At 67.1% G+C, this 22,295-nt stretch carries 15 protein-coding genes and 2 pseudogenes; 9 read left to right on the top strand and 8 right to left on the bottom strand.

Annotation, left to right across the window (positions count from 1 at the left end):
* Positions 1-43 precede the first annotated feature (43 nt).
* Both ACZ5IQ_RS04145 and ACZ5IQ_RS04150 read left to right on the top strand, forming a co-directional pair.
* Positions 44-1,438, top strand: coding sequence for a sigma 54-interacting transcriptional regulator (locus ACZ5IQ_RS04145; RefSeq protein ID WP_133426621.1), 1,395 nt, complete (start codon positions 44-46; stop codon positions 1,436-1,438).
* Positions 1,431-3,398 carry a vWA domain-containing protein gene (locus ACZ5IQ_RS04150; protein WP_406802341.1) on the top strand — a complete coding sequence of 656 codons (1,968 nt, stop codon included), beginning with the start codon at positions 1,431-1,433 and terminating at the stop codon, positions 3,396-3,398. The genes ACZ5IQ_RS04145 and ACZ5IQ_RS04150 overlap by 8 nt, the downstream gene beginning before the upstream one ends.
* Before the next feature lie 271 nt (positions 3,399-3,669).
* Here the strand turns inward: ACZ5IQ_RS04150 and ACZ5IQ_RS04155 are convergent, their stop codons facing one another.
* The 7 genes from ACZ5IQ_RS04155 to ACZ5IQ_RS04185 all read right to left on the bottom strand — a co-directional run bounded on the left by ACZ5IQ_RS04155 (position 3,670) and on the right by ACZ5IQ_RS04185 (position 12,689).
* Positions 3,670-4,254, bottom strand: a complete 585-nt coding sequence (locus ACZ5IQ_RS04155) for a DUF1707 SHOCT-like domain-containing protein (RefSeq protein WP_133426623.1) — start codon at positions 4,252-4,254, stop codon at positions 3,670-3,672.
* A gap of 90 nt (positions 4,255-4,344) precedes the next feature.
* Positions 4,345-5,112 (bottom strand): enoyl-CoA hydratase family protein, encoded by a 768-nt coding sequence (locus ACZ5IQ_RS04160; RefSeq protein ID WP_061005715.1) that lies wholly within the window; start codon positions 5,110-5,112, stop codon positions 4,345-4,347.
* A gap of 12 nt (positions 5,113-5,124) precedes the next feature.
* Complete coding sequence (locus ACZ5IQ_RS04165) at positions 5,125-6,282, bottom strand: acyl-CoA dehydrogenase family protein (protein ID WP_061005746.1); 1,158 nt, start codon at positions 6,280-6,282, stop codon at positions 5,125-5,127.
* A 2-nt stretch (positions 6,283-6,284) separates the two neighbouring features.
* On the bottom strand, positions 6,285-8,243 hold the full coding sequence (locus ACZ5IQ_RS04170; protein ID WP_464480865.1) for an acetyl/propionyl/methylcrotonyl-CoA carboxylase subunit alpha: 1,959 nt from the start codon (positions 8,241-8,243) through the stop codon (positions 6,285-6,287).
* A gap of 8 nt (positions 8,244-8,251) precedes the next feature.
* Positions 8,252-9,847, bottom strand: a complete 1,596-nt coding sequence (locus ACZ5IQ_RS04175; protein ID WP_061005711.1) for an acyl-CoA carboxylase subunit beta — start codon at positions 9,845-9,847, stop codon at positions 8,252-8,254.
* On the bottom strand, positions 9,844-10,992 hold the full coding sequence (locus tag ACZ5IQ_RS04180; protein WP_267324761.1) for an acyl-CoA dehydrogenase family protein: 1,149 nt from the start codon (positions 10,990-10,992) through the stop codon (positions 9,844-9,846). The genes ACZ5IQ_RS04175 and ACZ5IQ_RS04180 overlap by 4 nt, the downstream gene beginning before the upstream one ends.
* Entirely contained in the window at positions 10,989-12,689 is a 1,701-nt protein-coding gene (locus ACZ5IQ_RS04185) for an acyclic terpene utilization AtuA family protein (RefSeq protein ID WP_464480866.1), read from the bottom strand. Before ACZ5IQ_RS04185 ends, ACZ5IQ_RS04180 begins: the two co-directional genes overlap by 4 nt.
* A 241-nt stretch (positions 12,690-12,930) precedes the next feature.
* Here ACZ5IQ_RS04185 and rpmF point away from each other — a divergent pair, with 241 nt between their 5' ends.
* The 6 genes and pseudogenes from rpmF to ACZ5IQ_RS04215 form a co-directional block, all read left to right on the top strand.
* The gene (gene rpmF, locus ACZ5IQ_RS04190; RefSeq protein WP_061005745.1) at positions 12,931-13,107 is read left to right on the top strand and encodes a 50S ribosomal protein L32; all 177 of its coding nucleotides are present in this window, start codon (positions 12,931-12,933) and stop codon (positions 13,105-13,107) included.
* Between the two features lie 78 nt (positions 13,108-13,185).
* A complete protein-coding gene (locus ACZ5IQ_RS04195) occupies positions 13,186-13,872 on the top strand; it encodes a response regulator transcription factor (RefSeq protein ID WP_020099048.1) in 687 nt (228 codons plus the stop codon).
* 53 nt (positions 13,873-13,925) lie between these two features.
* Positions 13,926-15,413: a HAMP domain-containing sensor histidine kinase gene (locus ACZ5IQ_RS04200; protein WP_464481418.1), complete on the top strand. Its 1,488-nt coding sequence runs from the start codon at positions 13,926-13,928 to the stop codon at positions 15,411-15,413.
* Between the two features lie 111 nt (positions 15,414-15,524).
* The gene (locus tag ACZ5IQ_RS04205) at positions 15,525-16,940 is read left to right on the top strand and encodes a S1C family serine protease (protein ID WP_464480867.1); all 1,416 of its coding nucleotides are present in this window, start codon (positions 15,525-15,527) and stop codon (positions 16,938-16,940) included.
* 20 nt (positions 16,941-16,960) lie between these two features.
* On the top strand, positions 16,961-17,485 hold the full coding sequence (locus ACZ5IQ_RS04210; protein WP_133763292.1) for a MogA/MoaB family molybdenum cofactor biosynthesis protein: 525 nt from the start codon (positions 16,961-16,963) through the stop codon (positions 17,483-17,485).
* Positions 17,486-17,760: 275 nt separating this feature from the next.
* Positions 17,761-18,660 (top strand): annotated as a pseudogene (locus tag ACZ5IQ_RS04215) (IS256 family transposase); the annotation flags it as partial.
* Between the two features lie 604 nt (positions 18,661-19,264).
* On the opposite strand, the gene ACZ5IQ_RS04220 reads toward ACZ5IQ_RS04215, so the two are convergent.
* On the bottom strand, positions 19,265-20,578 hold the full coding sequence (locus ACZ5IQ_RS04220) for an IS256 family transposase (RefSeq protein ID WP_024455803.1): 1,314 nt from the start codon (positions 20,576-20,578) through the stop codon (positions 19,265-19,267).
* Between the two features lie 382 nt (positions 20,579-20,960).
* On the opposite strand from ACZ5IQ_RS04220, the pseudogene ACZ5IQ_RS04225 reads away from it, so the two are divergent.
* Positions 20,961-22,295, top strand: a pseudogene (locus ACZ5IQ_RS04225) (IS256 family transposase); the annotation flags it as partial.

Genomic DNA, 22,295 nt, shown 5'->3' on the forward strand with positions numbered 1-22,295 from the left:
CAAGGGGCTGCCGCTCACCGTGCACCGTCGTAGCGTGGAGGTCGTGACATCACCTAACGACCTTCCAGCCGACCTGCCGCGGACCGTCGGCGAGCTCAAGGCTTCAGGCCACCGTGAGCGGGGCATCAAGACCGAGATTCGCGAGAACCTGCTGGCAGCGCTGGCTGACGGCAAGGACGTCTGGCCCGGCATCTTCGGCTTCGAGGACACCGTCCTGCCGCAACTGGAGCGCGCGCTGATCGCCGGACACGACGTCGTGCTGCTCGGCGAACGCGGCCAGGGCAAGACCCGTCTGCTGCGCGGTCTGGTCGGTCTGCTGGACGAGTGGACGCCCGTCATCGCGGGCTCGGAACTGGGTGAGCACCCGTACTCGCCGATCACGCCCGAGTCGATCCGCCGGGCCGCGGATTCCGGCGACGACCTGCCGGTCACCTGGCAACACCGCAGCGAGCGCTACTTCGAGAAGCTGGCGACGCCCGACACCAGCGTCGCCGACCTCGTGGGCGACATCGACCCCATCAAGGTGGCCGAGGGGCGGAGTCTGGGTGACCCGGAAACCATCGCCTACGGCCTCATCCCGCGGGCGCACCGCGGCATCGTCGCGATCAACGAGCTGCCCGACCTCGCCGAGCGCATCCAGGTCGCCATGCTCAACGTGATGGAGGAGCGCGACATCCAGGTGCGCGGCTACACGCTGCGCCTGCCGCTGGACGTGCTCGTGGTGGCCAGCGCCAACCCCGAGGACTACACCAACCGTGGCCGCATCATCACGCCGCTGAAAGACCGCTTCGGCGCCGAGATCCGCACCCACTACCCGCTCGAGCTCGACGCGGAGGTCGGCGTCATCAGGCAGGAAGCGCACCTGGCTGCCGAGGTCCCGGAGTACCTGCTGCAGATCCTGGCCCGGTTCGCCCGGTACCTGCGCGAGTCGCAGTCGATCGATCAGCGGTCGGGCGTCTCGGCCCGCTTCGCCATCGCGGCGGCCGAGACCGTCGGCGCCGCGGCCCAACACCGCTCCGCGATTCTGGGTGAACAGGATCCGGTCGCTCGCGTGGTCGATCTGCAGACCATCATCGGCGTCCTACGCGGCAAGCTGGAATTCGAATCCGGTGAGGAAGGCCGCGAACAGGCCGTCCTGGAGCACCTGCTGCGGCGCGCGACGGCGGACACCGCGCAGCGGCTGCTCGGCGGCATCGACGTCGGTTCGTTGGTCGCCGCGGTGGAAGGCGATTCACCGGTCACGACGGGCGAGCGGGTGTCGGCCAAGGACGTGTTGGCCGCGCTGCCGGACCTGCCGGTGATCGATGCCATCGCCGACCGGCTGGGCGCGCAGTCCGACGGCGAGCGGGCGGCGGCCGTCGAACTGGCGCTGGAAGCGCTGTATCTGGCCAAGCGCATCGACAAGACCTCCGACGACGGCGAAACGGTATATGGCTAACCACCTCTCGCGGTACTCGCGCTACACCGGCGGGCCCGACCCGCTGGCGCCGCCCGTCGACCTGCGGGAGGCGCTGGAGCAGATCGGGCAGGACGTCATGGAGGGCGCGTCGCCCCGGCGCGCCCTGTCCGAGCTGCTGCGCCGTGGCACCCAGAACATGCGCGGCGCCGACCGACTGGCCGCCGAGGCCAACCGGCGTCGTCGGGAGTTGCTGTCGCGCAACAACCTTGACGGCACCCTGCAGGAGATCAAGAAGCTGCTCGACGAAGCGGTGCTCGCCGAGCGCAAGGAACTGGCCCGCGCGCTCGATGACGACGCACGGTTCGGCGAACTGCAGTTGGAGTCGTTGTCGCCGTCACCGGCCAAAGCAGTGCAGGAGCTGTCCGAATACGACTGGCGATCGGCCGAAGCCCGGCAGAAGTACGAGCAGATCAAGGATCTGCTGGGCCGGGAGATGCTGGACCAGCGATTCGCCGGCATGAAAGATGCGCTGCAGAACGCCACCGATGAGGACCGTCAAGCCGTCAATGACATGCTCGACGACCTGAACAACCTGCTGGAGAAGCACGCCAACGGCGAAGACACCCAACAGGATTTTCAGGATTTCATGGCCAAGCACGGCCAGTTCTTTCCCGAGAATCCACAGAACGTCGACGACCTGCTGGACTCCCTGGCCAAGCGGGCCGCCGCCGCGCAGCGGTTCCGCAACAGCCTCTCACCCGATCAACGCGCCGAGTTGGATGCGTTGGCGCAGCAGGCATTCGGGTCACCGTCGTTGATGAACGCGCTCGACCGGCTCGATGCCAATCTGCAGGCCGCGCGCCCGGGTGAGGACTGGACCGGCGAGCGGAATTTCACCGGAAACAACCCGCTGGGCATGGGGGAGGCCGCACAGGCGATGGAGGACATCGCCGAGCTGGAGCAACTGGCGGAACAACTTTCGCAGAGCTACGCCGGTGCACAGATGGACGATGTCGATCTGGACATGCTCGCCCGGCAATTGGGAGACGAGGCCGCCGTCGACGCCCGCGCCCTCGCGGAACTGGAACGCACCCTGATGAACCAGGGCTTCCTGGACCGTGGTTCCGATGGGCAGTGGCGGTTGTCGCCCAAGGCGATGCGACAGTTGGGTCAGGCAGCGCTCCGCGATGTGGCGCAACAGCTTTCCGGCCGTCACGGCGAGCGGGACACCCGTCGCGCCGGTGCCGCAGGCGAACTGACCGGGGCCACCCGGCCGTGGCAGTTCGGCGATACGGAGCCGTGGAACGTCACCCGCACCTTGACCAATGCGGTACTGCGACAAGCGGGTACGGGTCAGGACGGGCCGTTGCGCATCACCGTCGACGATGTGGAGATCTCGGAGACCGAGACCCGCACCCAGGCTGTGGTGGCGCTGTTGGTGGACACCTCGTTCTCGATGGTCATGGAGAACCGGTGGCTCCCGATGAAGCGCACCGCCCTGGCGCTCAACCACCTGGTCAGCACCCGGTTCCGGTCGGATGCGTTGCAGATCATTGCTTTTGGTCGCCATGCCCGCACTGTCTCGGCGGCCGAACTGACGGGGCTGGAAGGCGTCTACGAACAGGGCACCAACCTGCACCACGCGCTGTTGCTCGCCGGCCGGCATCTGCGGCGTCATCCCAACGCCCAGCCGGTCGTCCTCGTCGTCACCGACGGTGAGCCCACGGCCCACCTCGAGCAGTACCGCAACGGCACCGAGACGTTCTTCGACTACCCGCCGCACCCGCGCACCATCGCCTTCACGGTGCGCAGCTTCGACGAGGTGGCCCGGCTGGGTGCGCAGATCACCATCTTCCGGTTGGGCAGCGATCCCGGCTTGGCGCGGTTCATCGATCAGGTGGCCCGGCGCGTCGAAGGCCGCGTCGTCGTGCCCGAGCTCGACGGGCTTGGGGCTGCGGTGGTCGGCGACTACCTCCGCTCGCGGCGTCGGCGTCGGTAACCACTCCACGGCGAGGGCAACCACTTCACGGCGAGGGTAACCACTTCGCGGCGGGTCAACCACCTCACGCGAGGGTAACCACTTCATCGCGAGCGGCCGTGTTTGTACCGCGACACGCCACCGCACCTGTACCTGAGCGCACGCTCGTCGCCTCCGAGCGGCCCCAAAGTACACGCCAATCGCGGCGTGTTGCGTACAAACACGGCCGCTCGCGGGAATGAGAGCTCGCGGGAATGAGAGCTCGCGGGAATGAGAGCTCGCGGGAAGTGAGCTAAGTGGTCGGCGGCTTGCGCTTCTTGCACTTGATGCCGACGCGGCCCCACAGCGAGAAGCCGCGGATGGTGACGCGCGGGGCGCCGGGGGTGCCCTGCTGACCGAGGTGGTCGAACGCGCCCATGACGCCGACGCCGTGCACGTCGACGTTGACCTCGGGCGGCAGCAGGATGGTCTGCCCGCCGAAGATCGAGTAGGAGTGGATCTCGACGTCCGGCGAGGTGAAATCGGCGTAGCGCAGATCGATGACACCGCCACCGAACAACGAGAACGACGTCAGCCGCTGCGGCACATTCCAGCGGCCCCGGCGCTCGAATCCGCTCATGATCGCCAGCAGCAGCGTCGACGGCGCGGGGTGGCATTCGCCGCCCGCTTCCCACGGTGCAGTGGTGATGTATGGCAGATCGTCGCTCAATTTCGACAGCTCGGCGTACGTCTGCGCCGAGTAGGCGCGGTTGAGCCGGTCCTCGTATTCGGACATGGGCAGGCGTCCCTGCGCGGCCGCGTCGCTGAGGAGGTGAGCGACCTGTATCCGGTCGGTATCGACGACGCGCATCTGTGCGCGCGAACCTGGGGTGCTCATCAACTCGAGCCTACGACGATCACAGCCACTTGCAAGGCTGTTGAGGCAAACTGTGGCCGCATCGATGTCCCATCCGTTACGGGATATGGATCACTTATTCCAGTTCGGCTGCCGCTTCTGGAGGAAGGCCATCATGCCTTCCCGGGCCTCGTCGGAGACGAACAGCTGCGCCGACTGCTTGGCCAGCTTCTCGGCGTCGCGGTCGAAATCGGCCAGGATCGACGCCGTGGTCAGCGCCTTGGATGCGGCCAGACCCTGCGGTGAACCCTTGGTGATCTCGTCCGTCAGCTTTGCCACGGTTGCCGGCACGTCATCGGTCGCGACGGTCACCAGGCCGATGCGCTCGGCTTCCTCGGCGCCGAACTTCTCGCCTGTCACGAAGTAGCGACCGGCCGCGCGGGCCGTCATTTTCGGCAGCAGTGTCAGCGAGATGATCGAGGGCGCCACGCCGATCCTGGCCTCGGTGAGGGCGAAAGTGCTGGCGGTACCCGCGACCACGAGGTCGCAGGCACCGATCAACCCCATGCCGCCGGCGCGGACGTGACCATCGATCGCGGCGATCACGGGAACGGGTAGCTCCAGAATCGACCGCAGCAGCCCGGCCGCCTCCAGCGCACGTGCGGTGGCCAGGTCGCCGGGGTCGCGCCCCGCGGCTTCACTCAGATCGGCCCCGGCGCAGAACGTGCCGCCGGTGTGGCCGAGCACCACGACCCGCACACCCGGATCGTCCGCGGCATCGGTGAGGCCCTGCCGCAACTGGTCCACCAGCGCGGTCGACATCGCATTGCGGTTGTGCGGTGAGTCCAGCGTCAGCCGGGCGACACCGTTTTCGACGGAGTAGTGGACCAGTGCGGTCATGAGACTTTCCTGTCAGTACGAGCGCGGCAGACCCAGCGAGGTCTGCGCCACGAAGTTAAGCACCATCTCACGGCTGACCGGAGCGATGCGCGCCAGCCGCGAGGCCGTGACCGCGGCGGCGATGCCGTACTCCTTCGTCAGGCCGTTGCCGCCGAGCGACTGCACGGCCTGGTCGACCGCGCGGACCGAGGCCTCGCCTGCGGCGTACTTGGCCATGTTGGCGGCTTCGGCGGCACCGAAGTCGTCACCGGCGTCGTACAGCGTGGCGGCCTTCTGCATCATCAGCTTGGCCAGCTCGAGCTCGATGTGGATCTGAGCCAGCGGGTGCGAGATGCCCTGGTGCGAACCGATCGGCACCTTCCAGACCTGACGGGTCTTGACGTACTCGGTCGCGGTGCGGATCGCGAGTCGACCGGTGCCGACGGCCATGGCCGCACCGATGATCCGCTCCGGGTTCAGGCCCGCGAACAGCTGCGCGATCGCGGCGTCCTCGGAGCCGACGAGCGCGTCGGCGGGCAGCCGCACCTCGTCCAGGAACACCTGGAACTGGCTCTCGGGGCTGATGATCTCCATCTCGATCTTGGTCCAGCTCAGGCCCGGTGCATCGGTCGGGACCACGAACAGTGCCGGCTTGAGGTTGCCGGTCTTGTGGTCCTCGGTGCGCCCGACGACCAGCACGGCGTCGGCCTGGTCGATGCCCGAGATGAAGACCTTCTGGCCGGACAGGATCCAGTCGCCGCCGTCGCGGCGCGCCGTCGTGGTGATGCGGTGGCTGTTGGAGCCGGCGTCGGGTTCGGTGATCGCGAAGGCCATGGTGAGCGAGCCGTCCGCGAGACCCGGCACCCAGCGCTTCTTCTGATCTTCGGTGCCGTACTTGGAGATGATGGTGCCGTTGATGGCCGACGAGACCACCATCATCAGCAGCGGACAGCCGTTGGCGGCCATCTCTTCCATGACCAGGCTCAGCTCGTACATGCCGGCACCGCCACCGCCATACTCCTCGGGCATGTTGACGCCCAGGAAGCCGTGTTTGCCTGCCTCGGCCCACAATTCGTCGGTGTGCTGGCCGGCGCGGGCCTTCTCCAGGAAGTAGTCCTGGCCGAACTTCGAGGCCATCGCGACGACGGCCTCGCGGAGCGCCTTGCGCTCGTCGGATTCGATGAAAGACATGGTCATTCTCCTTCTGGGGTTTCGACCCGGGCCAGCACAGCGCCGACATCGACCTGTTGGCCGGGTTGCACGTTGAGTTCGGTGAGCACACCGGAATCCGGTGCGGCGATGGTGTGTTCCATCTTCATGGCTTCCAGCCAGATCAGGGGCTGGCCGGCGGTGACCGAGTCACCGATGGCCGCACCGACCCGGACCACGAGTCCGGGCATCGGCGCCAGCAGCGAGCCCTGCGCGACCGCCGCGTCCGGGTCCGGGAATCGCGGCTGGGCCACGAGGTGGACGGCACCGGCGGGGGAGTCGACGAAAACGTCGGCACCGTATCGGGCGACGTCGAACGAACGTTCAACTCCGTTGACCGACAACACCACTCGAGTGGGATCGGCGGTCACGACGGTGACGTCGTCGCGGTCGGGCAGCTCGACGCCGGCGCGCGCGTATCGGTACCGCACCTGGTGTTCGGCGCCGGCCGCGTCACTGTACGAACGGCTCTGGTAGCCCGACGCGAGGTTCCGCCAGCCACTCGGTGCGGCGGCGAAAACCGTTGCCGTGGCACGGTTGTGCGCGGCGTCGGCCAGGGCCGCGGCGACGGCGGACAGCGTGACGTCGGTGTCCGCCGGTGCCGCCAGGTCGGCCAGACCGTGCGTGTCGAAGAACGCGGTGTCGGTGTCACCGGCCTGGAACGCGGGGTGCCGCAGCACGTTCACCAACAGATCGCGGTTGGTGCGCAGGCCGTGGATGCGCGCGCGGGACAGTGCATCGGCGAGGATCGCCGCGGCGCGGTCGCGGGTCGGCCCGAACGAGATGACCTTGGCCAGCATCGGGTCGTAGAACACCGACACCACCGAGCCGTCGACGATGCCGGAGTCGACGCGCGTTCCGGCCCGACCTAAAAGGCTGAATTCGGTCCGGACACCCGGTACGTCGAATCGGTGCACCGTGCCCGCCTGCGGCTGCCAGTCCTTGGCCGGGTCCTCGGCGTAGAGCCGCGCCTCGATCGAATGTCCGTGCGTCGCGGGCGGTTCCGCCGCGAGCACACCGCCGTCGGCCACATCCAATTGCAGCTCGACCAGGTCCAGCCCGGTGGTCTCCTCGGTGACCGGGTGCTCGACCTGCAGGCGGGTGTTCATCTCCAGGAAGAAGAAGTCGCCACCTCCGTCGGACATGAACTCGACGGTGCCGGCACCGGTGTACCCGATCGCGGTGGCCGCCAGCCGGGCCGCCTCGAACAGCTTGGCGCGCATGCCCGGCGTCCGCTCCACGAGCGGGGACGGCGCTTCCTCGATGACCTTCTGGTGGCGGCGCTGGATGGAACATTCGCGTTCGCCGACGGCCCACACCGTGCCGTGCGCATCGGCCATCACCTGGACCTCGATGTGGTGACCGCTGGCGAGATAGCGCTCGCAGAACACCGTCGGATCACCAAACGCGGACTGGGCCTCGCGCTGCGCCGCCGCGACTTCGGCCGGTAGCGCGGACAATTCGCGCACCACCCGCATGCCGCGACCACCGCCGCCGGCGGACGCCTTGATCAGTACCGGCAGTTGGTCTGCGGTGACGGTGCCGGGGTCCAGCTCGGTCAGCACCGGAACGCCGGCCGCCGACATCAGCTTCTTGGCCTCGATCTTGGAGCCCATGGCCTGCACGGCGGCCACCGGCGGGCCGATCCACGTCAGCCCGGCGTCCTGCACCGCCGCCGCGAAATCCGGGTTCTCCGAGAGGAATCCGTAGCCGGGGTGAATGGCGTCGGCGCCGGACGCCTTGGCCGCGGCGATCAGCTGGGTGGCGTCGAGATAACCGGTGCGACCCTCGAGCCGCACCCGGTCGTCGGCCTCGGCGACGTGCGGGGCGGCGGCGTCGGGGTCGGTGTACACCGCGACGGTGCCGATGCCGAGCCGGCGGCAGGTGGCGAACACCCGGCGGGCGATCTCGCCGCGGTTGGCGACAAGGACTTTTGTGATCATGGAGCTACTCACATCCGGAAGACGCCGAAGTTCGACGTCCCCTCGATCGGCGCATTGGCAATGGCGGACAAGCACATTCCCAGCACGGTGCGGGTGTCGCGGGGGTCGATTATGCCGTCGTCGTAGAGCCGTCCGGACAGGAACGCCGGCAGCGACTCGGCGTCGATCTGCGCTTCGACGGCGGCACGCAGTGCCGCGTCGGCGGCTTCGTCGACCTGGCCGCCGCGGGCTTCGGTGGCCGCGCGGCTGACGATGGAAAGCACGCCGGCCAGCTGCGCGCCGCCCATCACCGCGGATTTCGCGCTGGGCCAGGCGAACAGGAACCGTGGGTCGTAGGCCCGGCCGCACATGCCGTAGTGGCCGGCGCCGTAGGAGGCGCCGATGAGCAGCGAGATGTGTGGCACCTTCGAATTGGAGACGGCGTTGATCATCATCGAGCCGTGCTTGATCATCCCGCCTTCCTCGTACGCCTTGCCGACCATGTAGCCGGTCGTGTTGTGCAGGAACAGCAATGGCGTGTCGGACCGGTTGGCCAGCTGGATGAACTGGGTCGCCTTCTGTGATTCCTCGCTGAACAACACGCCGCGCGCGTTGGCCAGGATGCCGACCGGGTAGCCCCACAGGTTGGCCCAGCCGGTCACCAGCGACGAGCCGTACAGCGGCTTGAACTCGTCGAAGTCCGAGCCGTCGACGATGCGGGCGATGACGTCGCGCGGATCGAACGGGATGCGCAGATCGGCGCCGACGATGCCCAGCAGTTCGTCTTCGGGATACAGCGGCGGCACCACCGGCGCCGGCGTCGGGCCCTGCTTGCGCCAGTTCAGCCGGGCCACGATGCGCCGGCCGATGCGGATGGCGTCGAGCTCGTCCTGCGCGAAGTAGTCGCCGAGACCCGAGGTGCGGGAGTGCATTTCGGCGCCACCGAGGGATTCGTCGTCGGATTCCTCGCCGGTGGCCATCTTGACCAGCGGCGGGCCGGCCAGGAACACCTTGGAGCGTTCCTTGATCATCACCACGTGGTCGGACATGCCGGGGATGTAGGCGCCGCCGGCGGTCGAGTTGCCGAACACCAACGCGATGGTCGGGATGCCCTCCGCCGACAGCCGGGTGAGGTCGCGGAACATCGCGCCGCCGGGAATGAAGATTTCCTTCTGCGTGGGCAGATCCGCGCCGCCCGACTCGACCATCGAGATCACCGGCAGCCGGTTCTCGCGGGCAATCTGGTTGGCGCGCAGGATCTTCTTGAGCGTCCACGGATTGCTCGTGCCGCCCTTGACGGTCGGATCGTTGGCAACGATCAGGCACTCGACGCCCTCGACGACACCGATACCGGTGACGAGGCTGGCACCGACGACGAAGTCGCTGCCCCACGCAGCCAGCGGACTGAGCTCCAGGAACGGCGAGTCCGGATCCACGAGCTGCTCGATGCGCTCGCGCGCGGTCAGCTTGCCGCGGGCATGATGGCGGTCAACGTATTTCGCGCCGCCTCCGGCCAGCGCCTTGGCGTGTTCGGCATCCAGCTCGGTGAGCTTGGCCGTCATCGCCGCGGCTGCTTCGGTGTAGCCCGCCGCCGCGGTGTCGAGCCGAGATTTGAGGGCGGTCATGACTGGAATCCCAACGTCTTGGCAGCCAGCGAGGTGAGAATCTCGGTGGTGCCGCCGCCGATGCCGATGATGCGCATGTCGCGGTACTGCCGTTCGATTTCCGACTCGGCCATGTAGCCCATGCCGCCGAACAACTGGACGCCCGCATTGGCCACCCACTCACCGGCCTCGACGGCCGTGTTCTTCGCGAAACAGACCTCGGCGATCAGGTTCGTCTCACCGGCGAGCTCCCGCTCCACCAGGTGATGCGTGTACACCCGGGCGACGTCGATGCGCCGGGCCATCTCGGCGAGGGTGTTCTGCACCGACTGCCGCGTGATCAGCGGCCGGCCGAACGTCTCCCGGTCCCGGCACCACTGCACGGTCAGGTCCAGGCAGCGCTGCGCGCTCGCATACGCCTGCGCGGCAAGGCCGACCCGCTCGGAGACGAAAGCGCCGGCGATCTGCAGGAAGCCGGATTTCTCGGGCCCCACCAGGTTGGCGGCCGGGACACGGACGTCGACGTAGGACAGCTCGGCGGTGTCCGACGAGCGCCAGCCCATCTTCTCCAGCTTGCGGCTGACGGTGAAGCCCGGCGTGTCCTTGTCCACCACGATCAGCGAAACACCCGCTGCGCCAGGGCCTCCGGTGCGCACCGCTGTCACCACATAGTCGGCACGCACACCCGAGGTGATGTAGGTCTTGGCGCCGTTGATGATGAAGTCGTCACCGTCGCGGTCGGCGCGGGTGGTCAGGTGCCCGACGTCCGAGCCGCCGCCGGGTTCGGTGATGGCCAGGGAGCCGATCATCTCGCCCTGCAACGTCGGTCGCACGTAGGTGTCGATCAGTCGCTGGTCGCCGGAGGCGATCATGTGCGGCGTGGAGATGCCGCACGTGAACAGCGACGCGAAGACGCCGCCGGGCACGCCGGCGTAATGCAGCTCCTCGCAGACGATCACGGCGTCGGCGCCGTCGCCGCCCCCACCGCCAACGGACTCGGGCGCCTGGGCGCCCAACAGGCCGGCGGCACCGGCTGCCTCGTGCAGCGAACGGGGCAGCTCGCCGCTGCGCTCCCATTCGTCGACGTGGGGGAGGATCTCGCGTTCGGCGAACGCGCGCACAGTCTTTCGCAGTGCGTCACGTTCGGGCGTGGTCCAGATGCTCACGAAAACAGTTCCTCCGGGATGTCGAGATGACGGGTTCGTAGCCATTCCCCGAGGCCCTTGGCCTGGGGATCGAATCGGGCCTGGTACGCGACGCCTTCGCCGAGGATGCCCTCGATGACGAAGTTGATGGCGCGCAGGTTGGGCAGCAGGTGTCGGGTCACGGGCAGCTCGGCTGCCTCGGGCAGGAGCTCGCGCAGCTTCTCGACCGTCAATGCGTTTGCCAGCCAACGCCATTGGTCGTCCGCGCGGACCCAGACCCCGACATTGGCAGAGCCACCCTTGTCGCCGCTGCGGGCCCCGGCGATGGTGCCCAGCGGCGCGCGACGGACCGGTCCGGCGGGCAGCGGTTCCGGCAAGGCCGGATCGTCGACCGGTCCCAGCGCCGCCGTCTCGGCCGACGGCGCGATGTCGGTGCGGGTGCCATCGGCCAGTACTGCCACGTGCGGCACCAGGGCCGCGTCGACGTAGCCGGGCTTGAACAGGCCGTACACCTGGCCGTCGCCCGGGGGCGCGGTGGTGGTGAAGCCCGGGTAGCTGGCCAGCGCGAGTTCGACTGCCGCTGCGGAGAATTGGCGGCCGACCTTGGCCGGATCGGGGTCGCGCACCACGCAGTGCAGCAGCGCGCTGGCGCGCTCCTCGGTGTCGGCGTCGGGATGATCGGTCCGCGCCAGCGTCCACTGCAACTCGGCCGGGCGCTGCGTGATGCCGGCCTCCAGCTGGCGCTGCAGCAGATCGGCCTTCGCCTCGATGTCGAGGCCGGTGAGGATGAACGACGCCGCATTGCGGAAGCCGCCGATGCTGTTGAGGGACACCTTCAACGTGGGCGGCGGCGCCTCGCCGCGGACGCCGGAGATGCGGACCCGGTCCGCGCCGTCGGACGTCAGCTCCAGCGAGTCGACCCGCAGGGTCGCGTCGGGGTTGGCGTAACGCGCGCCGGTGATCTCGTACAGCAGCTGCGCGGTGACGGTGTCGACGCTGACGCGTCCGCCGGTGCCGGGGTGCTTGGTGATCACCGACGACCCGTCGGCGGAGATCTCCGCCAGCGGGAAACCGGGGCGGATGAGGTCGGGAATCTCGGTGAAGAAGCTGAAGTTGCCACCGGTGGCCTGCATGCCGCATTCGATGACGTGGCCGGCGGCGATGGCGCCGGCGAGTGCGTCGTAGTCGGTTCGGGCCCAGCCGAAGTGGGCGGCGGCCGGTCCGACGATCACCGAGGCGTCGGTGACCCGGCCGGTGACGACGACGTCGGCGCCGGACTTCAGACAGTCCACGATGCCCCAGGCGCCGAGGTAGGCGTTGGCCGACAGCGGGGTGCCGAAGCCGAGCTCGTCAGCGCGCGCCACGAGATCGTCGCCCTCGACGTGTGCCACGTTGACCGACAGCCCGAGCTTGTCGGCCAGGGCGCGTACCGCCGCTGCCAGGCCCGCCGGATTGAGGCCGCCGGCGTTGGCCACGATCTTCACGCCCTTGTCCAGGGCCAGGCCGAGGGACTGCTCCAGTTGGCGCAGGAAGGTCTTGGCGTACCCGAGGTCGGGGTTCTTGGCCCGGTCCCGCGCGAGGATCAGCATGGTCAGCTCGGCGAGGTAGTCGCCGGTCAGGTAGTCCAGCTCACCCCCGGCGAGCATCTCGTGCATCGCCGCCAGCCGGTCGCCATAGAACCCTGAGCAGTTACCGATCCGGACTGCTGGTGATGTCACACACACTCCCGTCGTTCAACCAACCGGTAGGGAGGTTAGTCGGTACTAGCGGTACCGAGTCAAGGGGGCTGGGGGTTGCGTGTTGCCCGGTTGGGGCGACGTTTTGGAGCCTACGCAGGTCGACGGCTATCCTGAGGTGCAATCGCTGCGCACGCGAGAAGCAATAGAGCGCCCCCAGGCCCTATTTGTTCGCGACGCGGCCGACCGCAAGCAATTCCGTTTAGTCAGAGAGGTGCACATCATGGCTGTGCCCAAGCGCAGGATGTCGCGCTCGAACACCCGTAGCCGTCGCGCGCAGTGGAAGGCCGAGGCCACCGGCCTGGTCAACGTGAACGTCGCAGGTCAGGCACACAAGGTGCCGCGTCGCCTGCTCAAGGCCGCGCGTCTGGGTCTGATCGACCTCGACCGCCGCGCCTGAACCGACTGACGGTTTTTCTCGCGCCCGCGTGGCGCGTCTTCTCAGTCCGCTCTCAGATGGTGGGGTGAGACTGTGCCTGTGCGAATCCTTGTAGTCGACGATGACCGCGCTGTACGCGAATCACTGCGTCGGTCACTGACTTTCAACGGGTACTCGGTCGAACTGGCTCAAGACGGTGTCGAGGCGCTGGAGCGCATCTCCAGCGACCGGCCCGACGCTGTCGTGCTCGACGACATGATGCCCCGGCTGGATGGGCGCGGTGTCTGCCGTCAGCTGCGCAGCAGCGGTGACGACCTTCCGGTGCTGATGCTGACCGCCCGTGACTCGATCGATGAGCGGGTGGCCGGCCTCGACGCCGGTGCCGACGATTACCTGCCGAAGCCTTTCGCGCTCGAGGAGCTCCTGGCCCGGATGCGGGCCCTGCTCCGCCGTACCGGCCCCGCCGACGGCGCCGAGTCGGCGGCGTTGACGTTCTCCGACCTCAGCCTCGATCCGGTGACCCGCGAGGTCACCCGGGGGTCCCGGTCGATCAGCCTGACCCGCACCGAGTTTTCGCTGCTCGAGATGCTCATCCACAACCCGCGCCGGGTACTCAGCCGCAGCCGGATCCTCGAAGAGGTGTGGGGCTTCGATTTTCCGACGTCGGGCAATGCCCTCGAGGTCTACGTCGGGTACCTGCGCCGCAAGACCGAGGCCGAGGGAGAACCACGCCTGATCCATACCGTGCGCGGCGTGGGTTACGTGCTGCGTGAGACGCCGCCCTGATGCTCGACAAGCTTCGCGCAACCGTGGATCGGAAGATGCGGGAAGTGCCGCAGATGCCGGCGACGACGCCGGACGGCACGGTGCAACACGACGCCAGCTCGGTGTCGCTGAAATGGCGCGTCATGCTGCTCGCGATGTCGATGGTGGCGATGGTCGTCGTCCTCATGTCGGTCGCGGTGTACGTGGTGGTGTCCAAGGCGCTGTACGGCGACATCGACAACCAGTTGCACAGCCGCGCGCAACTGCTCATCGAGAGCGGTTCCCTGGCCGTCGACCCCGGCAAGGCCATCGAGGGCACCGCCTACTCGGACGTCAACGCGATGTACGTCATCCCGGGCCAGTCGATCTACACCGCGAATCAGCAGGGGCAGACATTGCCGCTCGGGACGCCGGAGAAGGACGTCATCGCCGGCAAGCTGCTGATGTCGTTGCGCACCACCAACTATCAGCGCGTGCTGGCGGTGCATCTGCAGTCGGGTAACTCGCTGCTGATCTCGAAGAATCTCTGGCCCACCAGCCAGGTGCTCAAACGGCTGGGCACCATTTTGCTCATCGTGGGTGGAATCGGCATGGCCGTCGCCGCGATCGCCGGTGGCACGGTCGCGCGGACCGGGCTGAGACCCGTGGCCCGGTTGACCGAGGCCACCGAACGCGTGGCCCGCACCGATGATCTGCGCCCCATCCCGGTGTACGGCAATGACGAATTGGCCAGGCTGACAGAGGCTTTCAACATGATGTTGCGGGCGCTCGCCGAGTCGAGAGACCGGCAGGCCCGGTTGGTGTCCGACGCCGGTCACGAATTGCGCACACCGCTGACGTCACTGCGGACCAATGTCGAACTGCTGATGGCGGCCATGGCACCCGGTGCGCCGCTGTTCCCCGAGGAGGAGATGGCGGGTCTGCAGTCCGACGTCATCGCCCAGATCGAGGAGCTGTCCACCCTAGTCGGCGACCTGGTCGACCTGACCCGCGACGACGCCGCGGTGACGGTCCACGAGCCCGTCGAGATGGCCGAGGTCGTCGAGCGCAGTCTGGAACGAGTTCGCCGCCGCCGCAATGACATTGACTTCGACGTCGAGATCGCCGGATGGCAGGTGTATGGCGACGGGGCCGGGTTGTCCCGGGCGGTGCTGAACCTGCTCGACAACGCCGCCAAGTGGAGTCCGGCGGGCTCGGTGGTGGTGGTCCGGCTCGGGCGCATCAACCCGACGCACGCCGAGCTGGTGGTGTCCGACTGGGGGCCGGGTATCCCGCCGCAGGAGCGGGCGCTGGTGTTCGAGCGCTTCTACCGGTCGACGACGGCGCGGGCGATGCCGGGTTCGGGTCTGGGACTGGCGATCGTCAAGCAGGTTGTGCTCAAACATGGTGGCGCACTGCGGATTGAGGACACCGTGCCGGGCGGGTCGCCGCCGGGCACGTCGATCCATCTCGTGTTGCCGGGGCGACCCTCCGGCGTGACCGCAACACACCGACCCTCTGGGCTGGACGTAACGGGCGTGACCACGGAAAATGAACCTGCCCGGACGGGGGAGGAAGTCTAGGGTGCGGCCTGTGGTGTCTCAGTGGATTCTCAGCCCGAAAGGGCACCGTCAGGTCATGTCGTTCGTTGTCCCGGCAACGGATCGGAAATACAGGAAGAGTGTCGACCAGTAATGACGAATCACCCGAGGTACTCGCAGCAGCCCGAGTCCGGTCGGCGTCCTGATTCCTATCAGTCCGCGCCCGGCTACGGCGCGTCGCCGCAGCAGGGGTCGTCATACGACTGGCGCTATGCCGGCCAGCAGCAGCACACCGGGCAGTACCCCACGGGCAGTTACTCGACCGGTCAGTACCAGACGGGGCCGCAGCAGACCGGTTCGTACACCACCGGCCAGTACTCGACGGGCCAGTACGGCTCGCAGCCGTACGACCCGTACCGCAACGGGTCGCCGAACGGTCGGCCTTCGATCGCGCCACGGCCGCAAAACCGTTCCCGCACAGGGCCTCTGATCGCCGGAATGGCAGCGGTGGCACTCGTGTCTGCGGGCATCGGCGGCGGCATCGTGATGCTGGCCCAGCCCGACTACTCGAACAGCTCGACCTCCTTGGGCGGTTCGGCGCGCGGCCAGCACGCCGGGAACGCACCGATCGGTTCGGTGGAGCAGGTCGCCGCCAAGGTGGTGCCCAGCGTCGTGAAGCTCGAGACCGACATGGGCCGGGCCTCCGAAGAAGGCTCGGGCATCATCCTGTCCGCGGACGGGCTCATCCTCACCAACAACCACGTGGTGGCCGGCGCCAAAGACGCCCCGCCGCCCGGTGCTCCGCCGGTGCAGACCAAGGTCACCTTCAACACCGGCAGCACCGCGACGTTCCAGATCGTCGGGACGGATCCGAGCAGTGACATCGCGGTCGTGCGAGCCAAGGGCGTCTCTGGCCTGACGCCCATCGCCCTGGGATCGTCGTCCAACCTGGTGGTGGGCCAGCAGGTGGTCGCCGTCGGTTCGCCGCTGGGTCTGCAGGGCACGGTGACCGAGGGCATCATCAGCTCCCTGAATCGCCCCGTCGCCGCCGGCGGCGACGCCAAGAACCAGAACACCGTGCTGGACGCCATCCAGACCGACGCCGCGATCAACCCCGGCAACTCCGGTGGCGCGCTGGTGAACATGAGCGGTGAGCTGGTCGGCATCAACTCGGCGATCGCGACGCTCGGCGGGGATTCCGGCCAGTCGCAGAGCGGCTCGATCGGCCTGGGCTTCGCCATTCCGGTGGACCAGGCCAAGCGCATCGCCGACGAGCTGATCAAGAACGGCATCGCGAGCCATGCGTCGCTCGGCGTGCAGGTTGGCAACGACAAGACCATCGACGGCGCTAAGATCGTCGACGTCACCAACGGCGGCGCGGCCCAGTCGGCCGGCCTGCCCAGCGGTGTGGTGGTGACCAAGGTGGACGACCGGGTGATCAGCAGCGCCGATGCGCTGGTGGCGGCGGTGCGCTCGAAGGCGCCCGGAGACAAGGTCACGTTGACCTACCTGGACACCGCGGGCAAACCGCAGACCGTTCAGGTGACCCTGGGTAAGGCGCAGCAGTGATGGGAACGGGGCGGAGTTCGATGTCAGAGGCGGGATATACGGTGACAGGCATGGAACAGGCAGGGGAATTGGCCGGGCGCGCACTCGTCGTGGTCGTGGATGACCGGACCGCGCACGGCGAAGAGGATCACAGCGGCCCGTTGGTCACCGAACTGCTCGGTGAGGCCGGCTTCCTCGTCGACGGCGTCGTCGTGGTCCCGGCCGATGAGATCGAGATTCGCAATGCCCTGAACACCGCGGTGATCGGTGGTGTCGACCTGGTCATCTCGGTTGGTGGCACCGGCGTCAGCCCGCGCGATGTCACGCCGGAAGCCACCCGCACCATGCTCGATCGGGAGTTGCTGGGTATCGCCGAGGCGCTGCGTTCCTCGGGCCTCGCCGCGGGCATTTCGGACGCTGGGCTCTCACGTGGCCTGGCCGGGGTCTCGGGAAGCACGCTGGTGGTCAACATCGCCGGCTCGCGTGCGTCGGTGCGCGACGGTATGGCGACGCTGGGGCCGTTGGCGGCGTACATCATCGCGCAGCTGTCCAGCCTGGACATCTGATAGCTGAGCTCCCATGGGGCTCGATGGTCGAACGGAGTGGTCATGGGCTCGTCCCACCTGAACCCTTCAATTTGGCAAAGGTGTGATCTTGATCACACTCGTGGTGGCTTGTGATGAGCGATACACAGCCCTCGCGCGACCTAGTTAACAAGGTGTTCGGCGACGTTTTGCCGGACGTTACCCGGGACGAATGTAACGATCAGCCAGATTCGGGGGATGGTGACCGGGATCGCTGGCTACGGGAAAACGTCCCGCCGCACCACAGCTGAACAACATTTCACCTCGCGTCGACGATCGGGACCGAGGTGTCGCATGAGACGATCTCCAAGATCGTCGACGAGAAGATCTCCGATGAGGTGCTGGCCTGGCAGCGCCGGCCGTTGGAGCCGCTGTATCCGGTGATCTACCTCGACGCGATGATCGTGAAGGTCAAAGACGGTGGCCACACCCGCAACAAGGCCGCGCACATCGCGGTGGGCGTGGATATGGCCGGGGTCAAGCACGTTCTGGGGATCTGGGTCCAGCCCAATGAAGGTGCCTCGTTCTGGGCGTCGGTGTGCGCGGACCTGGCCAATCGGGGTGTCAAGGACGTGCTGATCGTGTGCTGCGACGGGCTCACGGGCTTTCCGGAGGCGATCGCCGCGACCTGGTCGCAGGCCGCGGTGCAGACCTGCGTGGTGCACCTGACTCCGCAACGCGCTGCGGTTCGTGTCCTACGGCGACCGCAAGGCCGTGGCCGCGGCGCTCAAGCCGATCTACACCGCAGCCGATGCCGACGCTGCCCGCGTCGAGTTGGACGCGTTCGCCGCCTCGGAGCTGGGGAAGAAGAACCCAACGGTGACAATGGTTTTCGAACGGGCATGGGAGCAGTTCATCCCGTTTTTGGCGTTCCCGCCCGAGCTGCGCCGGGTGATCTACACGACCAACTCAATCGAGTCGTTGAATATCAGTTGCGCAAGATCATCAAGCACCGCGGCCAGTTCCCCAACGACGCCGCAGTGGTCAAATTGCTGTGGCTGGCGATCTGCAACATCGAAGACAAACGCGCCGCCGAGCGGGCCAAGGAACGCGGCCAGAAACAGGGCCGCACAGCCCCTGGACGCCTCGTGGAAGGGCAGGTGGTCACCAACTGGAAGGAAGCACTCGAACAACCCGCAGTGCTGCGGCCTGGGTGATGGTGGTCCGCACCAATATGTCGGTGTTGCCGGTGGCGCATTCTCAGCCCACGATCCGCCCGGCGTAGGCGTCGATGGCGAACGCGGTGTCCACGAACGCCCCGCCGGCCAATCGGACGTAGACATCCCACGCGAGTGAGTTGTCAAGCAGCGGCCGGATTTTCCTGCTCTCGGTGTGGCCAGGCAGCGATGTCGTCCCACATCTGGCCGTTGGCCAAGCACCACCTCGGCCCAGTCGACCCCGCAGGTCAGCGTCATGTAGTTGTCTCCGTTCCAGTTGCCGCGTGTTCTCCTTCGTTGAGCTCGAGGCTGGTGCGGCGACCTAATGGACAGCGCTCGATGGCGCGGCATCTCACTAGCCGATCACGTACCTCGTGGCGGACCGGCAGGGTCACCGTCTACATAAGAGATCTCTGACGCGTCCGTGTCATCACATGCAGTGATCACCTGCCGGCAGCTCACCGGCCAGACTGCGCCCGGATCGGTGAAATCTCAGTGACCCCTGCCGGTTCGCCTCCTGCGTGTCGGAACGAAATCCGACTCTCCCATTAGGTGATGTCGACCACCCGCAGAGCAATTGTCAATACCTGTGGATCGGGGTGTTTCAGGCGACCTCCGTTTCGGTGTGCTGATCGCCGTCTGACGGTGGTGTCGGTGGGGTGATGTCGGTGGGTCGTTCGAGCAGTTTGCCTTTGTGGAAGACCGCTCCGGCGCGGACGAGGGCGACCAGATGTGGGGCGTTGACGGCCCGCCAGCGGGCCTGCGCGGCGTCGATCAGCTTGTAGGCCATGGCCAATCCAGCGGCCCGCGATCCCGGACCCTTGGTGACCTTCGTTCTCAAACGCACTGTGGCGAAGGTACTTTCGATCGGATTCGTGGTACGCAGATGGATCCAGTGCTCGGCGGGGTAGTGGTAGAACTCCAGCAGGACATCGAGGTCGTCGACGATCTTGGCGACCACTTTCGGGTACTTCGCGCCGAAGGCAACCGCGAAGGCCTTGACCGCGACCTGAGCTTTGTCGATGTCTTCGGCGTTGTAGATGTCCTTGATGGCCGCCAGCGCGGCCGGATGCGCTGACTTCGGCAGCCCGGCCAGGACGTTGGCCTGCTTGTGGAACCAGCAGCGCTGCTCCTTGGTCGACGGGAATACCTCCCGCACCGCCTTCCAGAACCCGAGCGCGCCATCGCCGACGGCCAGCACTGGGGCGGTCATGCCGCGGCGTTTGCAGTCGCGCAGCAGATCCGCCCACGACTCGCATGACTCCCGATAGCCGTCGGTGATCGCCACGAGCTCTTTGCGGCCGTCAGCGCGCACGCCGAGCATCACCAGCAGGCACAGCTTCTCCTGGTCCAGGCGGACCTTGAGGTGAATGCCGTCGACCCACAGGTAGACGTAGTCGCTGCCGGACAGGTCCCGGGCAGCGAACGTACGGGCTTCGTCTTGCCACTGCGCGGTCAGACGGGTGATCGTGGTGGCCGACAACCCGGCACCCGAGCCGAGGAACTGCTCGAGTGCGGGCCCGAAGTCGCTGGTCGATAGGCCGTGCAGATACAGCAGCGGCAGCACCTCACTCATCTGCGGAGACTTGCGTGCCCAGGCCGGCAGGATCGCCGAGGAAAACCGCTGCCGCTCACCAGAATCGGGGTCGACACGGCGATCGTTGACCCGCGGCGCCTTCACCTGCACGGCACCGGCCGCGGTCAACACCTCACGCGGCTGGTGATAGCCGTTGCGGACCACCAGTCGGTGACCGTTCTCGTCGAGCTGATCAGCGAATGCGGCGACGTACGCGGCGACCTCGGCCTGCAGTGCAGCGGCCAACATCTGCCGGGCTCCGTCGCGGACGATCTCGTCCAACAACGACCGGCCGGCCTCGCCGCCGTTGGCCTCCTCGGCATCGTGAACTACGGTGAGCATGGGCGTACCTTCCCAACCAGCGCGCCAACGCCGGTCTTGATCGAATACCTGATTCCGTGATGATCATCCTCGGGAAGGTGCGCCCACTTTCAGGCCGCCTCCCCGGGCCTCATCCACAGGTATTGATCATTGCTCACGGCGGTATCCGGAGGAGTTGAAGGCGCGGGCGGTGCAGATGGTGGCCGATCTGCGCAGTGAACCGCCCCGACTTTGTGCGCGCCTTCTTTTGAGGGAAGGTTGTTCGCATTATGGCGAAGAGGTACGACGAGAAGTTCAAGGCCAAGGTGAATCGCCCCGACTTCACCAGGTCGTCGCGGGTGAGCTCGCCGGCGGGCGTGTCAAATGGTCTGTGTAAGTCCTGTTAACGGAAGGATCGCAGGACGTGACAACAGGCAAGAACATGGATGCATCCCTGGTTGAGGCGGCTTCCACGGTGGAGATGGCCGAGGCGCTTCGGGCGTCGGGCGCGGTCGATGATCTGCTGGCGCAGATCGATACCGGCGAGGTCGCGCTGACCGGTGAAGGCGGGCTGCTGCCCGGGCTGATCAAGCTCGCTCTCGAACGCGGGCTGGCCGCCGAGCTGACCGATCATCTGGGATACGACAAAGGTGACCCGGCCGGTCGGGTGCTTCCCAATGCTCGCAACGGCACCTCACCCAAGACCGTGCTCACCGAAGCCGGCCCGGTGCCCCTGGATGTGCCGCGGGATCGCGATGGCTCGTTCACCCCCACACTGGTACCTAAAGGCACCCGTCGTATCGGCGAGCTCGACGACATGATCATTTCGCTATATGCAGGCGGAATGACGTTGCGGGACATCCAATTTCATCTTCAATCGACGATCGGGACCGAGGTGTCGCATGAGACGATCTCCAAGATCGTCGACGAGAAGATCTCCGATGAGGTGCTGGCCTGGCAGCGCCGGCCGTTGGAGCCGCTGTATCCGGTGATCTACCTCGACGCGATGATCGTGAAGGTCAAAGACGGTGGCCACACCCGCAACAAGGCCGCGCACATCGCGGTGGGCGTGGATATGGCCGGGGTCAAGCACGTTCTGGGGATCTGGGTCCAGCCCAATGAAGGTGCCTCGTTCTGGGCGTCGGTGTGCGCGGACCTGGCCAATCGGGGTGTCAAGGACGTGCTGATCGTGTGCTGCGACGGGCTCACGGGCTTTCCGGAGGCGATCGCCGCGACCTGGTCGCAGGCCGCGGTGCAGACCTGCGTGGTGCACCTGACTCCGCAACGCGCTGCGGTTCGTGTCCTACGGCGACCGCAAGGCCGTGGCCGCGGCGCTCAAGCCGATCTACACCGCAGCCGATGCCGACGCTGCCCGCGTCGAGTTGGACGCGTTCGCCGCCTCGGAGCTGGGGAAGAAGAACCCAACGGTGACAATGGTTTTCGAACGGGCATGGGAGCAGTTCATCCCGTTTTTGGCGTTCCCGCCCGAGCTGCGCCGGGTGATCTACACGACCAACTCAATCGAGTCGTTGAATATCAGTTGCGCAAGATCATCAAGCACCGCGGCCAGTTCCCCAACGACGCCGCAGTGGTCAAATTGCTGTGGCTGGCGATCTGCAACATCGAAGACAAACGCGCCGCCGAGCGGGCCAAGGAACGCGGCCAGAAACAGGGCCGCACAGCCCCCGGACGCCTCGTGGAAGGACAGGTGGTCACCAACTGGAAGAAGGCACTCGAGCAACTCGCGCTGGTCTACCCA

The sequence above is a fragment of the Mycobacterium toneyamaense genome (assembly GCF_055384815.1).

Bases quoted from the DNA above. Each gene is read 5' to 3' on its own strand.
- ACZ5IQ_RS04150 (WP_406802341.1), top strand. From the start codon at position 1,431: ATGGCTAACCACCTCTCGCGGTACTCGCGCTACACCGGCGGGCCCGAC.
- ACZ5IQ_RS04155 (WP_133426623.1), bottom strand. From the start codon at position 4,254: ATGAGCACCCCAGGTTCGCGCGCACAGATGCGCGTCGTCGATACCGAC.
- ACZ5IQ_RS04160 (WP_061005715.1), bottom strand. From the start codon at position 5,112: ATGACCGCACTGGTCCACTACTCCGTCGAAAACGGTGTCGCCCGGCTG.
- ACZ5IQ_RS04165 (WP_061005746.1), bottom strand. From the start codon at position 6,282: ATGTCTTTCATCGAATCCGACGAGCGCAAGGCGCTCCGCGAGGCCGTC.
- ACZ5IQ_RS04170 (WP_464480865.1), bottom strand. From the start codon at position 8,243: ATGATCACAAAAGTCCTTGTCGCCAACCGCGGCGAGATCGCCCGCCGG.
- ACZ5IQ_RS04175 (WP_061005711.1), bottom strand. From the start codon at position 9,847: ATGACCGCCCTCAAATCTCGGCTCGACACCGCGGCGGCGGGCTACACC.
- rpmF (WP_061005745.1), top strand. From the start codon at position 12,931: ATGGCTGTGCCCAAGCGCAGGATGTCGCGCTCGAACACCCGTAGCCGT.
- ACZ5IQ_RS04200 (WP_464481418.1), top strand. From the start codon at position 13,926: ATGCCGGCGACGACGCCGGACGGCACGGTGCAACACGACGCCAGCTCG.
- ACZ5IQ_RS04205 (WP_464480867.1), top strand. From the start codon at position 15,525: ATGACGAATCACCCGAGGTACTCGCAGCAGCCCGAGTCCGGTCGGCGT.
- ACZ5IQ_RS04210 (WP_133763292.1), top strand. From the start codon at position 16,961: ATGTCAGAGGCGGGATATACGGTGACAGGCATGGAACAGGCAGGGGAA.
- ACZ5IQ_RS04220 (WP_024455803.1), bottom strand. From the start codon at position 20,578: ATGCTCACCGTAGTTCACGATGCCGAGGAGGCCAACGGCGGCGAGGCC.